Below are 25,577 nucleotides of genomic sequence, written 5' to 3' on the forward strand. Positions count from 1 at the left end.
GTTCATTAACTTAACTCATTCGTTACGACTTGGATAAATTCATCACGATATTGAGAGTCTAAAATATAAACTCCTTTTTCTCGTGCAAGTTGAAGTAACTTTTGAATTTTAGTCTCATCTTTCTCTATAAAGACTTTTTTAACATATTGTAAATCCTGCAAGATATGATGTATAAATGTATCCCCTTCTCTTTTAATATCTATAGCAATAAAGTCAAAAGATAAAAATGCTTTAGCGGGGATATTAATTGTATCAAATAAATAATTTAAAGCTTTAAAAGGGACATAGGGGATCTCTTCCTTATATTCATATTTCTCAATAATAGGCAAAATCTCATCAATAAATTTTTGTATTTTGTCTATATCGTAAAGCTTTGTATCTTCAAAATCATTCTTCTCAATAATTTGTTGTATTTTATCATACTGATTTTGTTCTAATAGTTGTTTTATATAAAGAAGTTCTTCTTTAAATTTGGAACGTTCTTCACTACTTAATTTTCTATGATTAATTACAGCGTACTCGATTAGCTCCCAGCCAATCTCTGAACCAAAATATGGTCCTAAAAAATACTTAAGTTCTTTTAAATCGCTCACTTATGTAACTCCCTTTAACATAGTTTTCTATTATTCGTACTGTAAAAACAATAAAATTTTTTTCTCTATATAAATACGATTTTAGTTTTGTTCGTTGTGAAATACCGTAGCCAATAGGATATTGAAGGGTGAATTCTAATCGAACATTTGTTGAAATATTTTCCGTGTATATTCAGGAAATCGCCCCACGTTATGGTGATGAGCCTTTGTCTTTAAATAATTTCCAATAATTATTTATTTTACATAAAAAATCATTTTATAGAAACATATAATTTTATTTCATTTTTTTAAAAATAAAGTGAACCTTTTGCAATCCTCGTTTGTATAGTTAGTGAAAATACAAAATAGGGAGGGTTTATTTTGAAGCTTATTGTGAAGGATCTTGTGAAAAATTATAATGGTGTGAACGTTTTAGATGGAGTGTCGGCCACATTTAAAATGGGTTATTGTTATTTATTGTTGGGGCAGAATGGAGCGGGGAAATCTACATTATCGAAATGTATAGCTGGAGATGAAAAAGCTGATGGAGGTTCTATTTTATTCAATGATTCGTCGCTACAAGTACATGATCAAGTAGCGCTGCAATACCAATTTTTTACGAGTTATCAGCATCTGAAAATTCGTGAAGTGATGGCTCTTTTTACTACATTAACGAACAATCAGGTTGATTTGAGAGAGCTATATGAAATATTAGATTTACCAACTTACGACCATATCTTGTTGAAAAATGCGTCAGGTGGTCAGCGAAAAGCAGTATCAATCTTCCTTTCATTTTTATTAAATAAACCGATTATTATTTTAGATGAGCCGTTTGCTGATTTAGATTTAACGAAGAAAAAGCAATTGATGTTTTACTTACAACATGAAATAAGTCAACGTAACAAAATGATCATTATTATTAGTCATGAGGTGGCAGGATTAGAATCGTTATTTGATTATGTAGTGATCTTAAAAGATGAGAAGCTTATTGAAAATAGTACACAGGATGAGCTCCATAGAAAATACACAGAGGCGAAATTGCCGGGAATTGAAGGTCTTTACTATGAAGTGACAGGTCAAATTTTAGGAGGAAAAGCGGGATGATGAAACAAATTGCACGTATGTATATGTTGGAAAGTGTACGTAATCCAGGAATGGCTATTGGAAATATACTGCCAGCCTTTTTATTTATGAGCATATCATTTTTTGCTAAAAGCGTGATGACTGAAGAATCATTTGAATTTTTGATTAAAGGTCAGTTTCTACCGATTTCTATAATAATGCTAATCTTCTTCTTTTCTTTTTCTAGTGCTACAATTTATTTAGCAGATATGAAGGCCAATAAAACCCTCCAATGGGTGCAGCGTACAGGCATTAAGCCACACACTTACTATATTGGGATGGGAATCGGTGTTTTTACTTTATTAAATCTATTTTTAGTGTTACTACTCATTGGCTACTCTTTTATTATTGATATTTCATTATCATCATTTATTCTAATTATTTTAATGAGTAACTTTGTGTTACTGGCATTGTATCCATTGAGTTTTATATTGGCAGGTCTATTTAAAAATGAAAAAGTGGCAACAAGTATGTTGGTACCGATTATGTTGATATTTATGTTTTCAATACAAATGACATCGATGTTTTTAACATTAGCGGAAAAAAACCCCCAAGATTATTTTATTTTTTTAATCTGGAATCCACTAGCGTCGCATTAAAATAATTCAACGGATTTTAAAAAACTGAATTTTCCGCAATATTATCCGTGCATAAAAAAAGCCTTTATAATGGTTGGGTGGTAGTAAACCATCCAAATCCAAAATAAAGGACATAAGCATGGATAAGTTTACACGAAAAACTTCATTTGAACAATGGTTTTCACCTATTTCTTCTACACAAATGGAGAAATTAGTTGAAATTCATCAATTAAATTACTATACAAAGAAGCTTCACATCGCTTCATTCTTGAAATTATTACTGTTTGCGCAACTGAATGAAACCGAAAGTCTACGTGCCATTAGTGACACGCTGTTATCAGACGACTTACAAAAAGCAACGTATTTAGAGTCCATCAGCTTTTCGCAGTTAGGTCGGCGATTAAACCAAGTGCCAACTGAGTTTTTCCAACAAATTTTTCTAGACTTAGTCGGGCAAATTCATGAGAAAACGCATTTTGAGCAGCGCCGAAAAACCACAACACCACTAAAAATCATTGATTCTAGCACATTGCCATTGAACTTAAACAACCATAGATGGGCTGAATTCCGTAAAACAAAATCAGGTGTGAAGTTACATTTGCGCCTTGTTTACCTAGAAAAAGGTTGTTCGTACCCTGATAAAGCGGTGCTGACGAATGCGAAAGAACATGATCGTGGTCAGCTTGAAATTCTCGTTGATGACAAGGAGTGCATGTACGTGTTTGACCGAGGCTACTTAGATTATGAGCGCTTTGACCGCATGACAGATGACGGACTTTTCTTTGTCTCACGCTTACGAAAAAACGCCGTAACACGTGTGATTGAATCATTTAAAGTACCTGAACAGTCATCGGTGTTATCGGATGAAATGATTCTGATTGGCAACACGCAAAATCGTGCTGAAAATGTATTTCGCCGTATCGAAGTACTAGATCCAAACGGTAAAGAGCTACATCTGATTACGAATCGTTTTGATTTAAGCGCAGATGAAGTCGCTGAACTGTATAAGTCACGCTGGGCAATCGAACTGTTTTTCAAGTGGATGAAACAGCATCTGAACATTAAAAAGTTCTACGGGCAAAGCGAGCTAGCTGTGCATAATCAGGTGTACATTGCGATGATCGTTTACTGCTTAAACGTGCTAGCACAGCTTTACACAAACAGTTCACTGACGTACTTACAAATTAGTAGGTACTTAAAAGCAACACTATGGAAGCCCGCACGTATTTGGCTTCGGGAAATCGAAGGAACTACGGTACCATAAGGATTTAGAACTGTCAGTTGCCCCAGTCAAAGGTTATAGTAAAAAAATGGATGTTTACTATCTCTATTTAAGTATCTTTCATTTTCTTTAAAAACGGAAGAAATAGAAAACAGAAAATTCAATTAAAATCAATGCGACATTAGTGTCTGGAATCCAATGCTATATTTATTTGATAGCTTGCAAGTGTCTTTAAATTTAATGGGCGAAACTTGGCTTCCGCAATATCAGTATTTTATGATTTTAGCAGTGATTAGCTTGGTGTTAGCAGCCATCGCTAAAAAAGTATATAACAGTAGGTGATTTGATGGGAATTGGATGGATGGTGTCTCTTATTATTGGTGGTATCATGATGGTAGTATTCATGGTGATTGCTATTTCCATGGAGCGAAAATATATTGTACGTGAGAATGGGAAAATTAACTATAAAAAATCAACTGTTTTTTTACGCTGGAATGTGTTTGATACGTTAACGCTTGTCTTAGCTATTTATACGATATTTTGTGTGCAGGCATTAAATATGCTCGTATCTACCGGCCAAACAATCGAAAATCCATATGTGCAGTTTTTTACAAATCAATCGCAAGTATGGGTCATTGTAACAGTCGCATACTTAATTTCACGTGTGTCCATAACATTGAAGTCCATTAAGGCTCATTGGGGGGATGAGCTAGATGATGAACAATGAGGAGTGGATGGAGGCCTATAAAAGTGGCGATATCGAGGGCTTTGAACAGCTCTATAGTCGGTTATATGAGCCATTGTACTGCTTTTTATTTCGCTATACTCGGGAAGAACAGCTAAGCATTGATATTGTGCAAGATACCTTTGAGCGTTTACAATATATAAAAGAAGATTTTGACCAGCAAAAGGGAACAGTTAAAGCTTTTTTATTTCAAATCGCGTATCGCTTAATGATTAATAAATTGAATCGGCGAAAAAAATGGCGCACGCTCTTCCCGTTTTTAGTACCGACGTCAAGTCATCGAATGTCTGCTGACGAGAAATTAACGATACAAGAGGCGATACTTCAATTACCCGAAAAGCAACGAGCAGTTATTTTGCTCGTTTACTATCATGATTTGCCACAGGAGGAAATTGCACAAATTTTGTCCATTCCGCTTGGTACCGTTAAATCGAGGCTACATAATGCGATAAGAACTTTAAAGGAAGAGCTAAAGGAGGATTTCGATGCTTAAGGATGAATTTCAAAAAGAGCAATGGTTAAAAGACAGCTTAGATAAAGATGAAGTGGAGATTCCCAAGCAGCTAATGACATATAAGAAAAGTCGCTGGCAACGTTTTCTTCAATATTTAGCTTCACCAACAAAGGATCCGTTAGAACCAATATGTACATCTTCGGTCGGCTACACATCTTTAAAAGTAGTGCCCATTGTTGCGGCTGTATGTATTACAATTCTTCAAATTTTATTGCAATAAAAGAATCGACTAAATTTCCCGCTGCCACAATTATAGCTGTGATAGAAGGCTTTTAAATGTTTTGAAGAATTTGGAAAGTGGTGTATTAAATGAAAGAAATAATACTAAATAAATTAAAAGAAATTGAAAAAGAGTATCAAATAAAAATTTTATATGCAGTAGAATCTTAAAGGTATTGTTAGTGCCTATATATAGCGGTTTGAGTGGGGGGTAGTTATGAACTAGCCCCACTTTTAGCCCCATTTTCAATAGCACGTTCAAATGTGTCTATAATTTTATCTTCCATTTCTCTCAATACATGCCCGTATGTTGTATGAATCATTTCAGGCGTATTCCCCAATCGTTCGGCAATGGCTTTTACAGGAATATCATTATTCATCAAAATTGTAGCGTGTGTGTGCCGTAATCCGTGTATAGTGGTAGCTGGCAACCCAGCCGCTGCTACAATTCGGTTAAAAATGGCATTTAATCGTGTAGAAATAAAAGGTTCAGCGGTGTTAGGCGATATAAAAATAAAGGAATCATCTTTTGTAATATCGTCATGTAATTTCCGGCCATGTGACAGTAAAAAAGCTTTAACAGCTATTCGATAACTCTTTAACTGCTGCAAAACAATCTCATCTATTTTTATGGTCCGCTCGCTATTCTTTGTTTTCGTGGAGTCTACACCATTATTACCTCTATGACGCTCAATGGTAATCGTTTGATTAGTAAAGTTGATATTCCTCCATTGAAGCCCCAATGCCTCACCTTTACGCATGCCTGTATAAGCAATCGTTAAAAATAAACTATAATAGGCAATGTTTTCATGTTGCTTAATATGATTCAGTAAAATACTTAATTGCTCAGGTGTAAGATAGTTCTTCTTTGCTTCTTTCCCTCTTAGAGAAGGCAATACAGTACCCTGTAATTTATTCCGTGTTAGGATTTCTTCTTCTACCGCTGCATTGATAGCAACTTTAAATAAATTGTGAAGTAATCTGACCGTACTAGGTTTATATTTTTTTTCTAACTCATTAATGTAATGTTTTTGATAGATTGCTTTAGTCAGTTGTTGTAGTTTAAAATGACCGATTAACGGCTTCATTTGTAAACGAATAGCCATTTCACGTTGTTTCTGTGACGCGATTTTCCATTTTTTTCGATTGGCTTCATACCATATATCTAGCCATTGCCCGACAGTTAGGTTATCATTTTCTATATGTTTAGTTTCACCGCGCAGCGTTGCAGCCTTCACTTCCAGTAGGGCTTTCAATGCTGCTTTTTCTGTTTTAAAGCCACTTTTCTTCTTCTCACGACGTTTCCCTGTAGCATCATAATACTTATGTCGAAACATCCACAGTTTTTCTTTATTAGTATTGAAATAGTGATATATTTCAGGTTCTTTTGCTGATTTAAATAATTTCACCTTGTCCATTCCTTTCATGCTTGGCGGCGTGTGTACAGGAATAGGTGAGTATATATTTTTTATAAAATTATCGAATTAACAGTATCATTGATTTTTTCAAATAAAAATTGATCTAGTTGTTCATTCACATAATCAACAACATATATAGGAGCCTTTAAGTTATCTAAATTAGATTGATATTCCTTGTGTATTTCTTTGTCAGTCTGTAAGACGTTCTTCTTTTCATCTATCTCAGATACTGTATTTATTTTAAATTCAAACTCTAGGGCCTTTTCTCCATAATTGATTTCGCAGTTAATCATTAATGACATATTAAGTTGCGAAACATATTCATATCCGTCACCTTCACTCGGATCCGTAATAAATATATTCTTCATAATTTCTGTGTCGATGTTAGATGTTATGTCTTCAAAATTCACAGAAATATTAACGAAAGTTAATATTTCACATGGTGTGCATTTTAATAAGCTACATAATTGCGTTAATGTGTCGAATTGAACACCCGAACCATAGTTATTGTAAAGATTTGAAATAGTTGTTCGGGATAAAGTAGTTTGATCTTTTACATTTTGTATATTTAAACCTCTTTCAGCCATCAGAACCCTTAAATTGCAATGAATAAATCCTGTCATTATTTCACCAATCCCTTTTAAAAGATATCTAAATTATATCATAATCAAATCAAAATAACCAATATACTAATTAAAATTGATTGACAATAAGTTATTATAGTATTATCATCAATTCATAAATCATTTTAATCAACATACTGGTTAATTGATGCTGTTTTTAGAAAGGTGGTGGAAACTTTATGGTAATAATTTTGAAATCTAAAACTGATTTTGATCAGAAAATAATCAAGCTAGGATTCTCCAAACGAGGTTTTGCCAGATCAATTGGTGTTTCGGAAGCAACCATGATTCAAATCTCAAATGGTAAGCAGTCTCCAAGACCAGGGACGGCAAAGAAAATTTGTGAGGCATTAAAAGAGGATTTTGATATTATTTTTGAAATTTCAAACGATCGGAATGAGGAAAGAGGTGACTAATTTATGTTTCCCGCTCACATTGAGGTGAATATTGATAAACAGGCGATACGTCAATACATCGAAAAACAACTTAATGAAGAGATAAGAGAAGTTTTGTGGTTGATAGATTTAGACAAAATGGCAGATCTCACTTGTATGTCTAAACGTTGGTTAGAGGATGTAATTCTATGTGATGTAAGGATGAGGACAATCGAAGTTAAAAAAAATCGAAAACGTTGGTGGCCTTATAAGCAAGCTTTTGAGGTTATCAAAGAAATTACAAGTGAATGGTAAAACTACACAGCTTGGCGGCGTGTGTACAGGGTTAGGGTACGAAGTGTTTTAGAAAATATTATTCATAGGAGGAATTAGAAATGATCAACTGCCCACAACAAATCAATACTATGTCAACGGAACAACTAGTATTGGAAGTAGAGAACACAGCAGTGGAGCTTCAAGCTCTTTTAGTAGATGCTACGCCAATGCTTAAGGCAATTAAGGACATTAACGAACTGTACGAAAGCGAAATGGATGCTGAAGATATTCAAAGGTTAAAAATGATGCAGTTCCATTTCACATTTGATCATTCACGAAATGCTTCTTATATTTTACGTGAATTAGGCCGTATATCAGCTGAAGCTAGCGCTTTATTACATGTATTGGACCATCAAATGATATTTAGTTCCTAAAGAAAACTACTATCTTCGGAGGAAAGTGGTTTAGATAAAAATGTCAATTCATTATACGTACATCATAGCAAACTAGCTTATAAGATTCAACTATTGAAAGTGATGTGAGAAACATGAACGAGATTACAGATTCCCAGCTTAAAAAGTTACCTCTGTGCTTTTCTCATATATTCGCGCTTAAAGGGTTGAATAAACGTACAAACCCTGGAGCTGAATATTATAAAGCGAAAACACCGAAAGGTAAAAGCTGGACTACTGCTGATGCAGTTCTAAGTATAAAGCAACAACAACAATTACTGGATACAGGGCATTGGTTAGGTGCTGCAGTTCCTGAAGGATTTGTCATTGTAGATATTGATGATAGTGAATTAGGTGAAATCTTGTATGAAGCTTTGTCTGATAATGTAATGAACTTCGGAGCGATTCGTACACCAAACGGCTATCAGTTTATTTTCAAAGACAACGGATCAGTTGAAAAGCAAACTGTGAAAGCTATCACTCATCTAGGGATTGCTGTCGACTACAGGTTATCAGGAAAAGGTTATATTGTTCTTCCAACGGACAATACAGAAGGGCGTATGTGGCTGCAATCCATTAATAGTGGTACGGAAGAGCTACCGAGTTTCTTGCAGAACGTGGGTAAGTTAAAGGATGAATATATCCCTTCACTTCCTATAGGTGAGGGTGGTCGCAACAGTACTCTATTTGAGTGGGCAACTATGCTTAGAACGAAAAATGTAGAAACAGGTGAAGTAACAGCTGCATTACACTTCTTGAATGATCATTTTACAGATTCGCCATTAGAAGATGATGAGATGCGTGTACTTTGTGGTCAGGCTGAAAAGTTAGAAAGCGGCAAGGATTATGATTTAAAGCGACTTGCAGAGGAATTTGATTTTTTAGACGATGAACCGCCGTCCGAGTCACGGAAAAAGGGAGAGGATTTCTCAAATGTGTTCTTTGGTCGGTATGGATTCGAGCCGGCTTCGCTCGGTAAGGTGATTGCAGACAATATGCCACTTGTTAGTTTGAATGGTCAAATATATATCTACCGCAACGGTGTGTATGAGCTTGACACAAAACATCGAGTAGAAAAGATTGTTATATCCATGCTCGGCCCACGCTACAAGGGGGCGCACAGCCGTGAAGTATTAAACTATCTTCATATTGAAAAGAGCATTACAGATGATGATTTAAAGCCGAATACGGACATTATCAACGTAAAGAATGGATTACTGGATTGGCGTACTGGCACATTAAAGCCTCACACAAGCGATTTTCTAAGTTTTTCACAGATTCCTGTTCTCTACGATGAAAACGCTACGTGTGAAGCCATCGAAAGCTTTGTAAGCGATGTATTGCCAGCAGATAGTATACAGCTTTTCTATGAGTGGCTAGGATATGCTTTGATTCCTTCAACGAAGTATCAGAAAGCTTTATTTCTAACAGGGACTGGAAGTAATGGTAAGTCTGTCGCACTTGAACTAACAGAGCGTTTTATAGGTAAAGCTCAAATATCTAATATATCACTTCAGGAGATGGAGAGAAGCCGATTTAAGGTAGCGAGTATGAAAAACAAGCTACTAAATATCTACAGCGACTTAGCAGATACAGCACTAGATAAAACCGATATTTTCAAGGTTGTCACCTCTGGAGAATCAATCACTGCTGAACATAAAGGAAAGGATCCTTTCAGTTTTAAGAACTATGCCAGGTTGATGTTTTCGGCAAATAGCATACCACACAGTAGCGATACATCAAACGGATTCCTAAGAAGGCTTATCATTCTTAATTTTCCTAATCGTTTTGGTGGCGACAGTGGAAAGAAAGCAGATGTAAACCTATTGGACAAGTTGTCAACGGATGCAGAATTAAGCGGGCTTCTCACAAAGGCTATCTTCTCACTACGAGAGCTTGAAAAGCGTGGACACTTCGATGAAAACGACAGCACGCGTAAGGCTTTGGAAAATTACAAGATTGCCAGTGATCCAGTCGAAGCATTTCTTTCGGAATGTTGTGAGTTTAATAAAAGCCTTTTGATTGATACTCAGCAATTATTCGACAGCTTTAAGGATTACGCTTTTGAAGCTGGAATAAAGCACAACATCGGGCGCAATAAATTCTATGGAGCTATGCAGAATAGAGGATTTGAAAGGAAACGTCCTAGTAGCAGCGAACCCTTCCAATTCTACGGAATCGGTTTAATAAAAGACCAATCGAGTGATATTGATGAATTGTTAAGTTAGTGCAAGTTTTGAAAGTAAAAAGCAGCTTTTATTCAAGTTTTGTGCAAACTATTGAATGCTTTCAAACCTTTATGTATCAAGGCTCTACTCTATCTTATAGCAACTATTCAAACTTTTTTATAGAACTAATAAAAGTATATATATAGTTATATAGGTATTTATGCTTATGTGATATATAAATAGCTTTATATGAATCAAAATAAAAAAAGTTTGAATTTGCACTAATAGAGATTGGATGGATTGAAAAGCTAGAAGTACCAACGGTTTATGGGGATACCAACAGTGTATAAAAACCTGCACTAAAACTTGCACAAGCTAATAAACTTGATTGCCATGAAAACAGTGACATCACTTCTATGAAATTTATTACAGACAGGCAGGTGAGAATCATATGAGGGTAAGAAACAATCGTTATGCCAGAGGATTAGATGTTACTAATGTGCAAGTCGAAAGAGTAGAAACGAATCCAAAAGCCAAGGTGTTCCGCTATGAGTTTTTCAATGTGTTCAATTGCCCTTATTGCGGAACTGAAATTAAAGAACGGTGGGGGTTGGAATATCGCCCTAGATGTGCGCGTAAAACGCCTTGTTGTAGGAAGAACTATGCGATGGTCCCTAGATCGGAAAATTACACACGGGAATCTTATGAGAATGATCAGCTACATCTTCAATTGAGGATGTTCATGACTTTATATGACCAAGCAATAAAGAGCTTAAAAGGATGGCATATGAATTTTAGGAAGTGATAACTAATGAAACGTAGGTCAGTGGTTATTAAATCTTTTGAGCGGCAGCTACATGTACTAGAACGCGAGTTTAAGAAACTGAGCTATGAAAATCCACTCTATGAAGTCAAACTCTATGAAATCCAGGACTTAGCTGCATTTATCAATAGAATCAAAAAACAAAATAACGTTGAATATTAAGGAGAGATTATAGATGAACTGGGTAGAAGAAGCGAAGAAAATCAGAAAACAATATGATGATGCAAAAGGCATTTATAACGAAAACATGTTAAAGGTAAAGCGTAAGGAGTACCAAAAGAAAGCAAAGAGTCTATTAGATCAATATAACAACAAAGCAAGTCAGCGAAAAGCTGAAGTACAAGCACGATTAGAGGAACTGGATGAATTAATCTCAGCGGCTAAACCATTACCGATTTTTAATTTTGAACACTACTTCAAAAATGAAGATATCAAGGGCGAATACGGTACAAAACTAGGAACGAAAAAGGTGATAGATGTTGAATACATCACGGGAATTAAGTATCTAAGTGAATATGTAGAAAATACCCTATCACGTCTCAATAATTATGACGATTATTTACGTGCTATTACTGAAATTACTGAAAGTGATAATAAACAGGCTATTGAGGTCTTATACAGTATTACTGCAAATGACTTCAAACCATCATTTATAAAAGCAGAATCCTGGGAAAATGGCAAACTAAGCACAGGTGCCCGTATTTCTGATAACCATGGAGGAAATTCACCAGACTACACCGTACAAAATGTACGAGCGCTACACGAAGCTGTTCTTGAGCGATATAAAGATGTGACATACCCAGAAGGGTTACGTGATTTGGAAAAAGAGCAAAAAGCTCTTATTAATGAAAACTTAATGTTGGTAGGTTCTACACCAGATGCTGACCGAGCATTCTTATATGAAACAGTCACATATATAGACGGCAGTCAACTATTTAACGGCCATACACCAAAATGGTGACATTGTTAGACCACGTAAAGTAATGATTTGACAGGTTGAGAGCTACAAAATGTAATCGTAAAATAGCGCTCAACCTATGGTATATAAGCATTTCAATGTAGGGGGTGGGGGGTGTGAGCAACCTCGAGAAGCGTATTGCTCGTATCGAGCAGTTGATAATGGAGAAGCGAGAGCCTTCTACAGAAACAAAATTAAGAAAGTATTTCACGCATTTAACAGCTTATTTTCAAGATAACGCTTCAGCAGCTGGCAAAGTGTTTCATATAGGTGAGATCTTTAAGTGGGAAAAAACGATTAGATGACAGGAAGTGATTTAGATGACAGAAGTAGTAGAGGTGAAAAACAAAAGGCTAACTACACAATCCCATGTGCGACAGCTTTTAACTGAAACAATTAACAACCTACGAAAGGTAAAGACAAAGGCACCAAAAGATGAAATTGAAAAGGCACGTGTTCTCGGTTATCTTGCCAGCCTTATGCAGATGAACTTACGTGACTGTGAGCTGGAGAAGCGTATTGAAAAAGCTGAAAAATTTATGAAGTATTTGAGTGACAAGGGAGTTGAGGTGTTCGGAGATGAGTAATATTGAAAAACGTCTTAATCGCCTGGAACAGCTTATGGAAGCTGTTAGTGGAATAAATACTTTTCAAGTAGCTGTTTTTCGTGGGCGTGCCGCTTACAACAACCGAAGTGTGCGCATGAAGCGAAATCAACAATTACACGCTATTATCATAATGCCAAAAGAGGTATGAACATGAGCCGTAAAGTGAAATCAATTGAGATTGAAATAGTTGAGCGTGAAGATGAACAGGTGAATGTTATTGTATTAGCTAATAATGAGCCTGCACCAACTGATTTAAGCGAAAACAGTAACCATGTGATTATACGTATTAAATAGAAAACTTATGGTTTCCGAAATAACAGAAACCAATAATCATCAAGAAGTAAGGTGATTTCTTTTGAATGATTTATTAAAAGAGTACAGAGCAACCTATAAACGGTTAAAAGCCGAACGTGTTGCACTAGATGAAGAGGATCCAGAACAAAAAATATACGCTGGAATGCTATCAGATTTGGAACTAGCAATTGAATGGATGAGTAAAGGTTTTAACCCAAAGGAAACAAGGAAAGGGATCCATAAAAGCGCGAATAAGCGATACGGCTATGATAAACGTAAAGTGAATATGGATTTACGATGGTTTGGGGTTTACGATGAAGTTCCTTCTTTGCGTGAACCAGGTACTAATCATTTAGAGCGTACCATATCAGATGATGATAAAAGAGTAATTATGTTTGCGCTTCAGCAAATGACACCGATGCAACGCAACTGTTACATGCTGCACTACGGATATATACAAACCTATGAGGCTATTGGTAAAGAACTAGGGGTTACAAAAAGTACAGTTCAAAAGCATATCGAAGCTGCGCAAAAGAAAGTGGTAAAGCTTAATGTATAAATAATGTGTGAGAGCATCAGTAGTAAAAAAGTATGGATTTTCGAAGGTCCTCAAAACTTGGATAACGCTAATATAGGTTATCCTTTCTTTAATATTGTAGGTACTTTGTTTGTTCTGCAAGTAACTACACAACAAGGAGCTGTAGACATGTTTTGTGTCGTTCAAAAAATACAAAAGAAGAAGCCAAATCCATATGGTACACACAAAGAAATCATTGTAACCGAAACAAAATTTGGATTTGTTGGTGAAGAGCCTAAAATATCATACGGATACACATACAGCAATGAACGTTTTGAAAGGCCAATATTAGATGCCTATAAGATTAGCATTCATCACAGTTACCGAGAAAACGGTAAAATGAAAAAGAAACAATGGGTTATCTGTACAATGGGTTACTATGATTTGATAGACTCCTGGTATGGTGATCATTATATTGATAGGGAATTAGAAAAGAAGCTAAAAGAGATGGGAATTGATGAAGATACCTTTCATAAAATGATTAAAGCTAAGCTGGAACCACTCATCGAACAAATTGAATTCGAGTTTCAACAGACGAAAGAATATAAAGTGAAGATAAAGCAAAGAGCAATTCTTGAAGCCCATAGAGCAGCCGAGTCAGCATTTGAAAAGGAATATGGACAAGGTGAATACAGTTGTTGTTATGACGTATTTGGAACTTTGCGTAATCAAGCTTACTTAGAGGAGCTAAAGGTTAAGAAAAAGGTGCAGGAAGAATACACAAGGCGTAGTTACGAGGAAAGCAATAAGCGTAACTACAATTCGTATGGTGGTAGTAGTTACTTTGCCGCTTTACAAAGTAACTACACAGATGATGAAAAGAAAGTATTACATGAAATATACAGGTTGGCATCAAAGAAATTCCATCCAGATGTATCAGGGGATGATGGTAGTAAGATGAAGCTTTTGACTAAACTTAAGGAACAGTGGGGGTTATAAACGAGGAAAAAAAGCGGTTTAGATCAAAAAATGATCTAGCCGCTTCTTTTTTTTATGAATGATGTTGTTGTTCCTTGGAAAATGTGTATAGTCACAATTAAATATTAAAAGTGGTATTGCTCGTGATAATCATATTAAACTCTGAATTGAGCTGCTAAGTCTCTTAACTCTTCTGCCAAGTTTGCGAGCGCATAAGCAGATGATGAAATTTCCTCCATTGATGCTGTTTGTTCTTCAGTTGTAGCAGAAATACTCTCTGTACTGGCTGTAGTAGATTTAGTTATGGAGTGGATTGTATTCATACTACCAACAATTTCTTCAGTCCCTGCTGCCATTTGCTCAACTGCTGCAGATACTTCTTCTACTTGCATAGTAACACTTTGAATAGCACCTTGAATGGAAGCGAAAGTTGTACGTGTATTTTCAGTTGTTTTAATCCCTTCATTAACTCCCACTGTTACTAACTTCATTGATTCAACAGCTTTTTGAGTATCTTTCTGTGTCTCTGAAATCAACACTTCAATTTGGTTTGAAGAAACAGCAGACTGTTCTGCTAATTTTCTAACCTCATCTGCAACGACGGCAAAGCCTTTCCCTTGCTCGCCAGCACGTGCGGCTTCAATTGCGGCGTTCAGGGCAAGAAGATTTGTTTGTTCAGCAATTGCTGTAATCGAATCAATAATTTGACCAATGTCATTAGAACGTTTTCCTAACAAGTTGACAACTTCAGATAAGTCGTTTACTCGTTCAGTGATGTCCATCATTTGTTGATTCATTTGATTCGCGGCATTTATACCATTTGTCACCAGAGATAAAGAATCCCCTGAAAGTTCGGTTACAGCTTGAGCATTTCCGGCTACTTGTTGCACACCTGTTGAAAGCTCATTGACAGTATTGACGGTGTTAGAGACATTGTTTAGTTGCTCTACTGATCCATGAGCGATAGTTTCCATCGTACTTGCAACCATCTCTGTTGCTTTTGTAGTTTCTGCTGCATTAACATTCAATTCTTCAGATGCTGCTGCTACATGATTAGCAGATTCAGTGACTTTTGTTACTGTATTATGAATATTATTAATCATCGAATTAAATGATTGGGATAATTGACCGATTTCGTCCTTGGATGAATAGGTACCTTGCACAGTTAAATCACCGTCGCCTGCCTTTAACATATTAGCCTGTAACTCTTTAACTGGATTCACAATTAAACTTCCAATCCAAGTTGCCAATGCAATGAAGAAAATAATGGCCACAACAGAGAGAATGGCAGAAATAATCATAGTAGTGAATAGACTTTGTTTATTTTCTTCATTCAGCTTATCGGCATCTTCAGAACATAGAGTCATAAGATTGCGTGCATCACTTGCCATATTCTCACCAAAATCAGCTAAAGTTGTGGTGTACATAGAATAGGCTTCGTCGTTTTGGTTCTGACCAGCCAAATCAATAACATCTGCCATGGCGCTCAAATAACCATCGACATTGGATTTAAGAGATTCTAACAGTTTTTGTTCATGTTCATTTCCATTGTAAGAGGCTTCGAATTTCACGATTGAGTCTTTAATACTTTCAGCTCTCTCTGAGATGTTTGTTTGTAAGTCGGCATTACGATTTGCATCCGTAGTAATCATGAGTTCTAAAACGAAAGAATCCATCGCACGAATATCAGTTCGAGTTTGACCGATATATTGAATTGGCAAAAGTGATTCGTCGTACATTTCACTAGATCTTTTTGCCATATCGTTAATGTTATAAAAACCACCACCTGAAATAATTAGCAAAAAAATAACAGCGGACGTAATGAGAGTTAGAATTTTCTTTCTAATTGATAAGTTTTTCAAAAATATTTCCCCCATTGGCTCAACTTTCTTCAAAAGCTATTGTAAGAAAAATGGTAATTACTAATAACTTTGGATATATTGAGTAATTTAGATTCGGTAATAATATACCACATCCAAGTCTTTGATAAGAGAAGAGAGAATTATGGGGCTTTTCTGAAAAATAAAAGGTTACAGCTTATTGCAATCGAGTTTACTGACGAAAAAAATCCTTAATTGAAATTAATGAAAAACTATACAAAACACCTATACAAAGAATATCTTAAAGTACCCACAAAACGTAGGCACCCCCTTGTTGAGCGTTTATGGAATAAGTCGACTAAATCATCATTTATGGAGGACAAAGCGTATAGAGAACGTCCAGTGCCTTTCTACAATTGGTTAAATGAACGTGATAGTCTTCCACAATCAATAGTGCAGTGTGAACCATCGTTAGAAAATTGGCTGGAATGGTAAATCGCTATGAACAGTAGGGGATGAGTGAAAAAACGGGTTTTGAATGTGCCCTTTATGGGTTCCAAACATTACTATTTGGACTCCCTATCTCAGGTATTTTAGCTTGGCTAATATATAAAGGTACGTTCATGGGCGGAGCTGAAGTCGAATTCACATTCCCTTGGAGCAGTATTGGCATTAGCGTACTTGGTGTGTTCCTTGTGATATTTATTACAACAATGTACGCACTTAGCATGATTAAAAAAGAAAATATCGTCGATGCACTTCGTGATGATATGAATTAATTTTAAATTGTAGCGTATATCCTATATACCTAAACGGCGGTTTTGAATAGATCAGAACCGCCGTTTTTTATTTTGGAAATACGACATGCGTATCCTTATGCTAGAGATCATTTATGCAAATGATTACTCTTCATTGATAAACTTTGGAAAAACCCTCTCTCATTGGTCTAGAAGTGGCGGTGTCCGACACAAAAATGTCGTAAATACACCATTGAAATGTAAGTATTTGTAATGTTAGGATTAAATTAACTCGAGGGTGCATCAATTGCTGTAGCAACTTATATTTATCAGATATACGGAATTTAGCGAAGAGTGAAGAATTCGGTTTACTATTATTTTTTTCATCTTTCCATAAATTTGTGAAGGAAGGTTAGTGTGAGAGATTTAAAAAAGGGCACTATTTATGCAATAATTTCAGCTATTTGTTTTGGTATTATGCCTATTTTCGCAAAAAAAGCTTATAGCTATGGGATTTCAGTTTATACATTACTGGTTTTAAGATTTTCAATAAGTTCTTTACTATTTTTTTTGTTTCTTTTATGGAAAAAAACACCTTTAAAAATAGGTAAAATGGATTTAAAATTACTTTTTCTATTGGGTGGTGTTTTATTTACACTGTTATCTGTACTACATTTTGAATCATTAAAATATCTATCATCTTCTATGGCCGTTTTATTATTATTTTCATTTCCTATATTTGTTTCAATCTTTTCCTTTTTAATCTACAAAGAAAAGTTAAAGATAAAATCAATCATAGCTTTATTTTTCACCTTTATTAGTATGATTTTTTTATTAGGCGTTTCTTTTCAAGGTGTAAATATGAAAGGCGTATTTTTAGCGATATTAGCAGCTATTGTATATGCACTATATATGATTCTTGGAAAAAAAGTCACCGACAATAATTCCCCCGTCGTAACAAGTACATTTGTTACCTCATTTGCTGCATTGGGTGTAATTTTCATAGGCCTAATAACCAATGAACTACATTGGAATTTTGATTCAAATGCATGGATATATATATTCGGCATTGTTCTTATTTCAACGATTATAGGTGAAATAACTTTATTTAAATCACTACAGATTCTTAATTCAACAAATGTTTCTATGATAAGTATGGTAGAACCTATATTCACCTCTATTTTTGGCTTACTATTTTTGCAGGAAGTATTGGAACCGCTTCAACTATTGGGAGGCATTTTCATCTTAATAGGATTAACTTTCTTGATCTATTTTCAAAATAAAAATTAATACGATTCAAAGTACTCAACGAAAGGAAGATTCAAAGATGATTTTAAACCTAAACGAAAAGACTTTATCAATTCCTGAGGGAACCGAAGATGTTTTAGGAATTGACATGAGATATCGAGAACATATAATCAATATAATTAAAGGCGTTTATGAAAACTATGGTTTCAATCCACATAAAACACCTATTTTAGAATACTTAGACACATTTAACGGACACCACGGGGAAGGAGAAAAGTTATTTTTTCATATAAAAGATAAAAATGACAAATATCTTATTCCTCGCTATGATCTAACTGTACCGCTGGCTAGAGTAGTAAGTATGTATCCAAATATACCGAGACCTTATAAAAGATTTCAAATTGGTCCCTCTTTTAGAGATGACGAACCTGGAAAAAGTCATTTTAGAGAATTTACACAATGCGACGCTGATATTATTGGCTCAGACAGTTTATTAGCTGAAATCGATATTACAATAATGGCACATGAATTGATTAATAAATTAGGAATAAAAAACTTTGTTTTGAAAATAAATCATAGACTACTTATTCAAGCCTTAGCACTTAAAGTTGGTTTGAGTACCAAAGAAGAACACCTCGGATTGCAAAGAGCCTTAGATTATGCAGATAAAGTTTCAAAAGACGGATTACAAGGTATAAAAAATAAACTAATAGAAAATAAAATTCCATTAGATATTGCTAATCAAATACTGATTGAAATTGAGTGTTTTTCTACCCTTTTAGCTCAATATGAGGATTTACAAAATCAAATAAGTCAAATTGAAAAGTTCTTTAATTACTGTCTCTCTTCTACAAAGGCGACAGCCGATTTGAAATTTATACTCTCTTATTTACCAAAAAATGTTCAATCCAACATCAAAATTGATTTAACATTAGCAAGAGGAGCAGATTATTATACAGGTTATATATTAGAGGGTTTGGTTATTGACTCTGAAATCGGAGCAATTTTAGGTGGTGGACGATACAATAATTTAGTTTCTGCTGTCGGCAATTTAAATGAACCAGGAGTTGGCTTAGCCTTTGGTTTAGAAAGATTATTATCAGTTTTGAAAAGCCTAGATTATATTAACAAAGATAAATTACTGCCTCATAAAATATTATTAGCTGATGCTAACGTAGAGTTCCATCCTAAGATTTTTCTTATAGCTCGTGAATTAAGAAAATACTATGATGTTGACATTTATTATAATCACACTCAATTTGATGAAATAATCCATTTTGCTCAGGAAAATAAGCATCAAATTATTATAGAACTTATTGGGGACCGTCCATTAATTCACTCTGTAATAGAGAATGAGACATTCAAGTTGGAAGTAACAGATATTTTAAATAATTCGGATTTTATATAACGATTAATTAATTCTCGATGAATAATTTATTTTCATATTATTGAGTGAGTTAATTTCATAATTTTGAGGCCATACCGCTCTAAGCTTAAAATGACAAGAAAATAGAGCACCTCCCCAAATCCTGTATAATGAGTGTTACTACACACAAATTAACAGATTGGAGAAATGCTCTATTCTATTATACGACAAGAAATCTTATTTGAATGACACTTTGAGTGTTAATGCATACAGAATAGCAAGCACAGGGGGAATTTTCACCGCCGTTGTTATTTGGGTTGTACATAAATGTCCAATAAAAAAAATCATCTCAAAGAATAACAACTAAAGAGATGATTTTTATCAAACTTTATTACAAATTATCAATCTTTATTATAAACGATCAATCTTTTTTACAAAGCTACAAAAAATAAAAAAATCGTATTTAAGGTTACTATTATAAACAAATATCCTCAATAGTATACAACTTTATTATTCAGTTCAGAACTTAATTATTCAGTTTACAACTTTATTATTCAGTTTAGAACTTTATTATATTTAAACAAATTTGAATATCTGTTTTCTTGAACTTAGGGATTTCATTCCCTTTCATAATCTGCTCTATATTTTTCTCATAAAATCGAATTTGTATATCGTTCTGCCAAGAACCGAAATACAAAGTATGACCGATTTCCTCACCAGTTTTAATAATAATACTGTTACTATCAAGGTTGGAATTTTAGAGTATCCCTCAAAATTATCAACCGCCAAATCCATTCTCGTAATATTTACCGAAAAAGCATAATCAGTCACAAAAAGCCGAAATAAATCCGTCCATGAAATTTCAGACATTTTTTTAAAAGTTCGACAACCCTCACCAGACATATCCAAAAGGACACCCCCTTTTTCCCCACAAGTGGAGAAATGCCAAGTGTCGCCAACTTTGGCGTTACCTAATACTAATGTCCATTTTTAATCCTTGCCTAGTAGTAATCAATCTGACAATTATCGTCATATTGGGGACGTTGAGGTATCTATATAGAGTAGGTACCAGATTGGCACTGGTTGATTTCCTGTCTCAAAGACTGGCGTTGAAATACCACTACTATTGATTATTTCTATAGTACGTGACAAATAATAGCCCCCATAATCACAAAAAGCATCCGCTCCAGAAGAGTAGATGCTTTTTGTGTTGCTATTAGATTTTGTCTCCATTTTTTAAGAAGAAAAAGCCTTCAAATTCAACCTCTAACACGTTAGCAATTTTTCGTAAGTCTTGTTCGCTGAAATTATCCTTCTTCAATTTCGTATTAATATTCTGTCTTGATTGCCCCAGTAGTTCGGCTAAATCTTGAACAGACATATCTTTTCGATTCAAAAGAACTTTAATTTTTTCTCCCATCGTTAAAGACATTCTAACACCTCCTACAATGTTATTATACCATGTATTATATTGCTTTTGACAACTGAAAAATTGTCGTTGACAATATTTATTTTTACAAAATACTTGATTTAGACAATCTTATGATTTACAGTGGAAATATAAACTTTTACAAGTTGGCTATCGACAGTCAGTCGGTGAATGGACTAGAAATAGCCGACATGCAACAAAGGTAGGTGAATGTATGAAGGTACTATCATCACAAGAACGCCAGAAAATAACACGAGCCATACTAAAAGGCTATATGAAGTTGCTCACACAGCAAATTAGAAAGTGACTCAGAGAAGAGGAGAAGAGATATGCGTTTACAAAACACACTGGATTATCTCAAAGAACAATTCTGTGCAGCTGGAGCCGAATGGAAGGAAACGAAGGATAGTGAGTTGCTGACAGAGTTGAATGCGTTAGTAGCGGCTATCAATGCGATTGAGGTTTATTTGTATGATCAGCGTATTACTGTAATTACCGATTGTATTTAAAGAATAAAAGTGTAGGAATGCCACTGAGCGTTTTAAGCAACTAACAACCAGCAAATTAGATTAATACCTATTTAGGTTGTCTTTCACTCGTTTGTTACCAAAACAAAATACACAGCAGTTAGGAGAAAATAAACATGGAAAAAGTAGCAGAAAAAAATTCAGTTTAATAGATACAGTAGATGCACTAGAGGACATTCGAGAGATCTTAGAAAACTCACATTACGTTCAGCAGCTAGTCGAAGAAAAATTTTTCGGTCGATGCAACGTTGATGAGCATGATGTGCAAATCGGCATTGTTCATGATTACCATCGTTATGGAGTTTTCAACAGAATAGTAAGCGACAACGTTTATCATGCTGAAGCATTATTAAAAGATTTGTTATTTACAGTTAAGAAAGCTTTAAAAGATAACTAAGGGAGGTTTTTAAGATGGGATTAGAATTTAAATTAGAAGTAATGAACGATTGTATGGCGTTGGGGCTATTAGAAGGTGACGAGGTGCTAGTTTCTACAATTGAACAGCCTCGAAGCAACGGAAAGGGTTTAGCAGTATTTGAAGCGGCCGGGGAGCATTTTATTAGTGCTCCCCGGCCGCTTCGGGAATCGAATTATGTTGCTGGGTGAACGTATCCAGGTGGTGCGAGAACACCAGGTAAGAATCATAGGGAAAGTTATTGGTTTCAGTTTTGTGGCAAAAGAAAAAGCTGCAGCGTTTGCAGACGCTACAGCTCATTGATTCATGCCCTTTGAAGTGCAGAAATAGTTTATCATATAGATTTAGTATATGCCAATTAAAAGAGCCTTAAAGTACAATGTAAGTCTTTTTTGTATCATTTATATATTACATAATTTCCATCCTATTACTTATTATAGAATCAGGAGGCGATAATATGAATAAGGAAAAATTAAGATATGCAATTTAAAAAGAAATAGATTCGAATAATTTACCTTTAACGGAAAATGATTTTGGTGCAGATGATAGAGCTCGTTTACACAAAATGGGACCTTCTCTAACTGAAAATTCAATCCCGACCCTGATTTTCTTGCAAATAACCTTTGCGAAATTGGGGTCTTTTTATATGGAACATAATTGGAAAATATCGCGTATTCAGCATTTATGATTAGTACACGGATTAATCCATTCATTTCTTTTCTAGGAAAGGAATTACTTGTATTGGTTTTATATCATGAAGCCCTCCTATGCTTATCACCGGTAATCAAGTGGTTAATTTATAGGGGCGCTTTCCAGAAGTTTCGCGACTTTTTGGAGGGCTTTATTTCATAGCTATTTCAAGGGGATTTAGAGAATAAATATTCATTTTACTTCATGATAAATTATGTTGTCAATAATAAATTTGTAAATTTATAAAAAAATGTTATAATAGTCTTACAATTATTTTTTTAAAAATCGTATTTTGAATTCTGCTGTCCTTTTTGCAGATAGAATTTGGATACGTTTTTTTTAATATCCTTTTTAAGCTGAAGAAAAAATTAAAACAATTATGTGAGCTTTAAAGGAAGTTAGTTGAATAAAATTATTAATTTACTATCTAATAGTAACCGGTTTTTTATTTCATAAGGAGGACTAGAATAATGAATCTAATCAATAAGAAAGTTACACACAAGCGTTTTGGCATGGGTAGTATAGTTAAACATAATGATTCTAGTATTGAAATACATTTCGCATCGGAAAATAAAAAGTTTGTTTTCCCTGATGTATTTGGTAAGCACCTAAAACTACATGATAAAAGTGATGCTAAGTCACTTGAAGAAATTTTGCAAAAAAAGGAAATCGAACGAAAAGAGGAAGAATGGAAGAAGGAAGAGGAAAAAAAACTACAACGAAAAAAACTGGTACTTCGCTTGGAACACGAAAAACTTATGAAAAACCATAAACTTCATCCCGAATCACAAATGGTTTTTTGGTGTGACACAGAAGAACAGAATAGTTCTTTTTCAGAGCGGAAAGTTTTTTCAGGCGTATTAAAAAGTGGTAATAACAAAGGAAAGCCAAACAAGCCGAGCCGCTTGCACCAAAATAGCGCTGTCCTATTAACAGCAATAGATTCCGGCATGCCTGAAAAAGACAGACGTATCTTAGGTGTCTATATGGTGAATGAAGATTTTTTCGGTAAGCTTTGTGAAGATGGATATATTCCTGCTCATTCAAAATACAGAATTCAACTTACAGAACAGGAGTCGGATCAGCTGCTTTTCTGGCAATATTATATAAATGAAAAATTCCCTGAAAAAATGACATGGAAGACAGGTAAATATCGTTATTTTGAAAATTTATGGATGGCTCAAATTTTGCTTGATATAGTTTCGTTGAAAAGTGACCCAAATGAACGAGAGCTGGCACAACAATTTTTTAAACATTTTTGTAAAATGAATCTGATAACAGCTCAAGAGTTACCGAAGCCTAATGGTGCATTAATGCGTATTTAGACGTTAGCCCAAAGATTATAAGAATGACTAACACCTACTTTCTTTTTAGCAGTATGTTTGATTGTAACTGCTGGGATTGTTCGTGTCATAGCTAACCTGATTTGGAATTAAAATATAAGGTATGCTGTTGTTTCAAAGGCACCAATTTTATCAAACTTAGATTCAATTGTAGCCATGTTTATGGGGTGGCCATATAATACAAATTATTCTGAGGGTGTAAAATGGGTTGTCCACTTGAGGTAGGACATTACCAAAGATTAAAGTACCTAGATTAACCAGAAGGTAATACGGGAACAGTCATCCTTTTTAGATGTTGTAAATTTACACTTTTATGGAAGCGTTATATAAAACCTTAATAACAGATAAAGATTGATCAAAATATTCATCTTGCAGATGTAGTAAATTAGGATTTATAATAGGAAAGACACTAACATTATTTTAGCCATTTCTCAATTGAGATATGGCTTTTATTTTTAACTTGTATGGAAGAATATTAAATTCATGTTGTTGTTGTAAGTAATTCGTTCAATTATTGGCCCGATTCTTTATAGGAAAAAGCAAATAACTCCTGAAGAGCCTTAAATGGTCTATTTACATAACAAAAAAAGATTGAAGCCAATGTTTGCTCCAATCTTTCATACTCACCCATTCCTGTACACACGCTCGCCGATTTTTTATTAGCCTCAATCTTGCCCCACTTAGCCCCAAAACAAATCGTTTTTATGCTTTATTTTGCGTATTGTTAAATTACACAAAAATCATAGATGTATTGATATATCAATGTTTATAGATGTTTTTAGATATTACATGCATTCATTCCACATTATATGCAGTAGAATCGGGTAGTCGCGCTTGGGGATTTCCTTCCAAGGACAGTGATTATGATGTTCGTTTCATATATATTCATCAACCACAGTGGTACCTTTCAATAGATCCACAAGGAATTGGTGCTAAGAGAGATGTTATTGAAGTGCCTATTAATGATTTGTTGGATATTAGTGGCTGGGAAATAACAAAAGCATTAAGGCTATTTCGTAAAAGTAATCCACCGCTTTTAGAATGGTTACGAAGCAATATTGTTTATGATCAGCAATATTCATTCATTGACAATGTACGATTATTGGAAAAAGAAGTATTTTATCCAAACGCAAGCTTATATCACTATTTAAACATGGCTAAAAACAACTATCGGGAATATTTGCAAAGTTCAGAAGTTAAAATAAAAAAATATTTTTATGTACTAAGACCGGTTTTGGCATGTAAATGGATTGAAAATAACCAAACGGTGCCACCAATTGATTTTCAAGAATTATTAAATGAAATCATTCCTGAAGGCTCTTTAAAAACGGAGATTCAGCAACTTTTAAAGAGAAAAATAGCCGGGGAAGAACTGAATATGGAGCCGAAAATTGACAGTATTAATGAGTATTTAGATAAAGAAATAAAGCATATTGAGACGTACTGTAAAAATTTAAATATCAAAGTTGATGATCCAACACAAAAATTAGATGCGTTATTTAGAAGTACATTGCAAGAAGTGTGGGGAAAAACTGAATAAT

Annotated in this window: 33 protein-coding genes; 26 read left to right on the top strand and 7 right to left on the bottom strand. The window is 34.6% G+C overall.

Features of this window, described 5'->3' with window-relative positions; all coding sequences use genetic code 11:
* Positions 1 to 5: 5 nt before the first annotated feature.
* Positions 6 to 593: a hypothetical protein gene (locus ACB089_RS09925; RefSeq protein ID WP_374966255.1), complete on the bottom strand. Its 588-nt coding sequence runs from the start codon at positions 591 to 593 to the stop codon at positions 6 to 8.
* 360 nt (positions 594 to 953) lie between these two features.
* On the opposite strand from ACB089_RS09925, the gene ACB089_RS09930 reads away from it, so the two are divergent.
* The 6 genes from ACB089_RS09930 (at position 954) to ACB089_RS09955 (ending at position 4,973) form a co-directional block, all read left to right on the top strand.
* Positions 954 to 1,676 (top strand): ATP-binding cassette domain-containing protein, encoded by a 723-nt coding sequence (locus tag ACB089_RS09930; protein WP_374966256.1) that lies wholly within the window; start codon positions 954 to 956, stop codon positions 1,674 to 1,676.
* Positions 1,673 to 2,293, top strand: a complete 621-nt coding sequence (locus tag ACB089_RS09935) for an ABC transporter permease (RefSeq protein WP_374966257.1) — start codon at positions 1,673 to 1,675, stop codon at positions 2,291 to 2,293. Before ACB089_RS09930 ends, ACB089_RS09935 begins: the two co-directional genes overlap by 4 nt.
* 118 nt (positions 2,294 to 2,411) lie before the next feature.
* Positions 2,412 to 3,536, top strand: coding sequence for an IS4 family transposase (locus tag ACB089_RS09940; RefSeq protein ID WP_374963085.1), 1,125 nt, complete (start codon positions 2,412 to 2,414; stop codon positions 3,534 to 3,536).
* Positions 3,537 to 3,840: 304 nt separating this feature from the next.
* Positions 3,841 to 4,221 (top strand): group-specific protein, encoded by a 381-nt coding sequence (locus tag ACB089_RS09945; RefSeq protein WP_374966258.1) that lies wholly within the window; start codon positions 3,841 to 3,843, stop codon positions 4,219 to 4,221.
* Between the two features lie 7 nt (positions 4,222 to 4,228).
* Positions 4,229 to 4,732, top strand: coding sequence for an RNA polymerase sigma factor (locus ACB089_RS09950; RefSeq protein ID WP_068984867.1), 504 nt, complete (start codon positions 4,229 to 4,231; stop codon positions 4,730 to 4,732).
* Positions 4,725 to 4,973, top strand: coding sequence for a hypothetical protein (locus tag ACB089_RS09955; protein ID WP_068984663.1), 249 nt, complete (start codon positions 4,725 to 4,727; stop codon positions 4,971 to 4,973). The genes ACB089_RS09950 and ACB089_RS09955 overlap by 8 nt, the downstream gene beginning before the upstream one ends.
* A 214-nt stretch (positions 4,974 to 5,187) precedes the next feature.
* Here ACB089_RS09955 and ACB089_RS09960 read toward each other — a convergent pair whose 3' ends face one another.
* Together ACB089_RS09960 and ACB089_RS09965 are read right to left on the bottom strand one after the other, a co-directional pair.
* Positions 5,188 to 6,390 (bottom strand): tyrosine-type recombinase/integrase, encoded by a 1,203-nt coding sequence (locus ACB089_RS09960; protein ID WP_374966259.1) that lies wholly within the window; start codon positions 6,388 to 6,390, stop codon positions 5,188 to 5,190.
* A 50-nt stretch (positions 6,391 to 6,440) separates the two neighbouring features.
* Positions 6,441 to 7,013, bottom strand: coding sequence for a helix-turn-helix domain-containing protein (locus ACB089_RS09965; RefSeq protein ID WP_374966260.1), 573 nt, complete (start codon positions 7,011 to 7,013; stop codon positions 6,441 to 6,443).
* Positions 7,014 to 7,192: 179 nt separating this feature from the next.
* Between ACB089_RS09965 and ACB089_RS09970 the strand changes: the two genes are divergently transcribed.
* The 12 genes from ACB089_RS09970 (at position 7,193) to ACB089_RS10025 (ending at position 14,482) form a co-directional block, all read left to right on the top strand.
* On the top strand, positions 7,193 to 7,429 hold the full coding sequence (locus ACB089_RS09970) for a helix-turn-helix transcriptional regulator (protein ID WP_374966261.1): 237 nt from the start codon (positions 7,193 to 7,195) through the stop codon (positions 7,427 to 7,429).
* Between the two features lie 3 nt (positions 7,430 to 7,432).
* Positions 7,433 to 7,702: a hypothetical protein gene (locus ACB089_RS09975; RefSeq protein WP_374966262.1), complete on the top strand. Its 270-nt coding sequence runs from the start codon at positions 7,433 to 7,435 to the stop codon at positions 7,700 to 7,702.
* An 80-nt stretch (positions 7,703 to 7,782) separates the two neighbouring features.
* On the top strand, positions 7,783 to 8,097 hold the full coding sequence (locus ACB089_RS09980) for a hypothetical protein (protein ID WP_374966263.1): 315 nt from the start codon (positions 7,783 to 7,785) through the stop codon (positions 8,095 to 8,097).
* A gap of 113 nt (positions 8,098 to 8,210) precedes the next feature.
* Positions 8,211 to 10,343, top strand: a complete 2,133-nt coding sequence (locus tag ACB089_RS09985) for a phage/plasmid primase, P4 family (RefSeq protein ID WP_374966264.1) — start codon at positions 8,211 to 8,213, stop codon at positions 10,341 to 10,343.
* A 751-nt stretch (positions 10,344 to 11,094) separates the two neighbouring features.
* Positions 11,095 to 11,268 (top strand): hypothetical protein, encoded by a 174-nt coding sequence (locus ACB089_RS09990; protein WP_374966265.1) that lies wholly within the window; start codon positions 11,095 to 11,097, stop codon positions 11,266 to 11,268.
* A 13-nt stretch (positions 11,269 to 11,281) separates the two neighbouring features.
* Positions 11,282 to 12,067, top strand: coding sequence for a hypothetical protein (locus ACB089_RS09995; protein WP_374966266.1), 786 nt, complete (start codon positions 11,282 to 11,284; stop codon positions 12,065 to 12,067).
* A gap of 113 nt (positions 12,068 to 12,180) precedes the next feature.
* Positions 12,181 to 12,369, top strand: coding sequence for a hypothetical protein (locus ACB089_RS10000; RefSeq protein WP_374966267.1), 189 nt, complete (start codon positions 12,181 to 12,183; stop codon positions 12,367 to 12,369).
* Positions 12,370 to 12,384: 15 nt separating this feature from the next.
* Complete coding sequence (locus ACB089_RS10005) at positions 12,385 to 12,651, top strand: hypothetical protein (RefSeq protein ID WP_374966268.1); 267 nt, start codon at positions 12,385 to 12,387, stop codon at positions 12,649 to 12,651.
* Positions 12,644 to 12,820 carry a hypothetical protein gene (locus ACB089_RS10010; protein WP_374966269.1) on the top strand — a complete coding sequence of 59 codons (177 nt, stop codon included), beginning with the start codon at positions 12,644 to 12,646 and terminating at the stop codon, positions 12,818 to 12,820. Before ACB089_RS10005 ends, ACB089_RS10010 begins: the two co-directional genes overlap by 8 nt.
* 2 nt (positions 12,821 to 12,822) lie before the next feature.
* On the top strand, positions 12,823 to 12,966 hold the full coding sequence (locus tag ACB089_RS10015) for a hypothetical protein (protein ID WP_374966270.1): 144 nt from the start codon (positions 12,823 to 12,825) through the stop codon (positions 12,964 to 12,966).
* Between the two features lie 61 nt (positions 12,967 to 13,027).
* Positions 13,028 to 13,525 (top strand): sigma factor-like helix-turn-helix DNA-binding protein, encoded by a 498-nt coding sequence (locus ACB089_RS10020; protein ID WP_374966271.1) that lies wholly within the window; start codon positions 13,028 to 13,030, stop codon positions 13,523 to 13,525.
* Between the two features lie 57 nt (positions 13,526 to 13,582).
* Positions 13,583 to 14,482 carry a hypothetical protein gene (locus tag ACB089_RS10025; protein ID WP_374966272.1) on the top strand — a complete coding sequence of 300 codons (900 nt, stop codon included), beginning with the start codon at positions 13,583 to 13,585 and terminating at the stop codon, positions 14,480 to 14,482.
* A gap of 134 nt (positions 14,483 to 14,616) precedes the next feature.
* On the opposite strand, the gene ACB089_RS10030 is transcribed toward ACB089_RS10025, so the two are convergent.
* Positions 14,617 to 16,323 carry a methyl-accepting chemotaxis protein gene (locus ACB089_RS10030; RefSeq protein WP_374966273.1) on the bottom strand — a complete coding sequence of 569 codons (1,707 nt, stop codon included), beginning with the start codon at positions 16,321 to 16,323 and terminating at the stop codon, positions 14,617 to 14,619.
* A gap of 473 nt (positions 16,324 to 16,796) precedes the next feature.
* Between ACB089_RS10030 and ACB089_RS10035 the strand changes: the two genes are divergently transcribed.
* The 3 genes from ACB089_RS10035 to ACB089_RS10045 all read left to right on the top strand — a co-directional run bounded on the left by ACB089_RS10035 (position 16,797) and on the right by ACB089_RS10045 (position 19,674).
* A complete protein-coding gene (locus tag ACB089_RS10035) occupies positions 16,797 to 17,060 on the top strand; it encodes an FtsX-like permease family protein (RefSeq protein WP_374966274.1) in 264 nt (87 codons plus the stop codon).
* Between the two features lie 375 nt (positions 17,061 to 17,435).
* Positions 17,436 to 18,308: a DMT family transporter gene (locus ACB089_RS10040; RefSeq protein WP_374966275.1), complete on the top strand. Its 873-nt coding sequence runs from the start codon at positions 17,436 to 17,438 to the stop codon at positions 18,306 to 18,308.
* A 37-nt stretch (positions 18,309 to 18,345) separates the two neighbouring features.
* On the top strand, positions 18,346 to 19,674 hold the full coding sequence (locus ACB089_RS10045; protein ID WP_374966276.1) for a histidine--tRNA ligase: 1,329 nt from the start codon (positions 18,346 to 18,348) through the stop codon (positions 19,672 to 19,674).
* A gap of 517 nt (positions 19,675 to 20,191) precedes the next feature.
* Here the strand turns inward: ACB089_RS10045 and ACB089_RS10050 are convergent.
* The 3 genes from ACB089_RS10050 to ACB089_RS10060 form a co-directional block, all read right to left on the bottom strand.
* Positions 20,192 to 20,329, bottom strand: coding sequence for a hypothetical protein (locus ACB089_RS10050; RefSeq protein ID WP_374966277.1), 138 nt, complete (start codon positions 20,327 to 20,329; stop codon positions 20,192 to 20,194).
* A complete protein-coding gene (locus ACB089_RS10055) occupies positions 20,272 to 20,541 on the bottom strand; it encodes a hypothetical protein (RefSeq protein WP_374967667.1) in 270 nt (89 codons plus the stop codon). Before ACB089_RS10055 ends, ACB089_RS10050 begins: the two co-directional genes overlap by 58 nt.
* A 307-nt stretch (positions 20,542 to 20,848) precedes the next feature.
* Positions 20,849 to 21,064 carry a helix-turn-helix transcriptional regulator gene (locus ACB089_RS10060; RefSeq protein WP_374966278.1) on the bottom strand — a complete coding sequence of 72 codons (216 nt, stop codon included), beginning with the start codon at positions 21,062 to 21,064 and terminating at the stop codon, positions 20,849 to 20,851.
* A gap of 326 nt (positions 21,065 to 21,390) precedes the next feature.
* Here ACB089_RS10060 and ACB089_RS10065 point away from each other — a divergent pair, with 326 nt between their 5' ends.
* The 5 genes from ACB089_RS10065 to ACB089_RS10085 all read left to right on the top strand — a co-directional run bounded on the left by ACB089_RS10065 (position 21,391) and on the right by ACB089_RS10085 (position 25,576).
* Positions 21,391 to 21,570 (top strand): hypothetical protein, encoded by a 180-nt coding sequence (locus ACB089_RS10065; RefSeq protein ID WP_374966279.1) that lies wholly within the window; start codon positions 21,391 to 21,393, stop codon positions 21,568 to 21,570.
* Between the two features lie 91 nt (positions 21,571 to 21,661).
* A complete protein-coding gene (locus tag ACB089_RS10070) occupies positions 21,662 to 21,985 on the top strand; it encodes a hypothetical protein (protein WP_374966280.1) in 324 nt (107 codons plus the stop codon).
* Between the two features lie 14 nt (positions 21,986 to 21,999).
* Positions 22,000 to 22,194: a hypothetical protein gene (locus ACB089_RS10075; RefSeq protein ID WP_374966281.1), complete on the top strand. Its 195-nt coding sequence runs from the start codon at positions 22,000 to 22,002 to the stop codon at positions 22,192 to 22,194.
* 969 nt (positions 22,195 to 23,163) lie between these two features.
* Positions 23,164 to 24,018 carry a malate synthase gene (locus ACB089_RS10080; RefSeq protein WP_374966282.1) on the top strand — a complete coding sequence of 285 codons (855 nt, stop codon included), beginning with the start codon at positions 23,164 to 23,166 and terminating at the stop codon, positions 24,016 to 24,018.
* A 790-nt stretch (positions 24,019 to 24,808) separates the two neighbouring features.
* Entirely contained in the window at positions 24,809 to 25,576 is a 768-nt protein-coding gene (locus tag ACB089_RS10085; protein ID WP_374966283.1) for a nucleotidyltransferase domain-containing protein, read from the top strand.
* Position 25,577: the final 1 nt, after the last annotated feature.

This window comes from Lysinibacillus sp. RS10 (assembly GCF_041956855.1).
In the GTDB taxonomy this organism is placed as follows: Bacteria; Bacillota; Bacilli; order Bacillales_A; family Planococcaceae; genus Lysinibacillus; species Lysinibacillus xylanilyticus_A.